We start from the raw sequence: 496 nt of genomic DNA on the forward strand, positions 1-496 counted from the left end.
ACGGAAGTGAAGCAAGTCCATCATCGTCGCTGGCGGCGGTGCTTGCCCGGCGCCATTCCGAGCTGTTCATGGATCGGCTGCGGGGCGGACCGCCTGTCATCGGAGTCTCAATGCTGGCGGGGCAGGGGTGCTGTCGCTAAAGGGTCGGGACACAGCCGTGCGCGGGCCTGCAGCAAGCCGCCGGCAACGGGTGATCCGAAGGGGTGGCTGTTGTCCGGGGCGGCGGGGTGGGGCGCTGTGCTCAGAGGCCTGCGGCTTTGGTGAGGTTGATGCGGAAGCTGTCGCGGCGGCGTTGGTAGCGGCGGGTCATTTCGGCGGAGGCGTGGCCGAGATGTTTTTGCACGTGGCGCTCATCTACCTCGGCGGAACTGGCGAGACCGGCGCGCAGGGAATGCCCAGAGAACAACGCCAGACGCTCTGCCTCGGGCAGCTCGGGGCGCAGGCCGGCCTCCAGCACGGTGCGCTTGATCAGCGGGGCGACGAGCCGGTCCAATGC

Annotated in this window: 1 protein-coding gene; it reads right to left on the reverse strand. The window is 68.5% G+C overall.

The features are described from left to right. Positions 1-241 precede the first annotated feature (241 nt). The coding region (locus tag KO516_RS22675) for a tyrosine-type recombinase/integrase (RefSeq protein ID WP_216006065.1) at positions 242-496 on the reverse strand (255 nt) is incomplete at its 5' end.

This window comes from Citreicella sp. C3M06, assembly GCF_018860705.1.
GTDB lineage: Bacteria > Pseudomonadota > Alphaproteobacteria > Rhodobacterales > Rhodobacteraceae > Salipiger.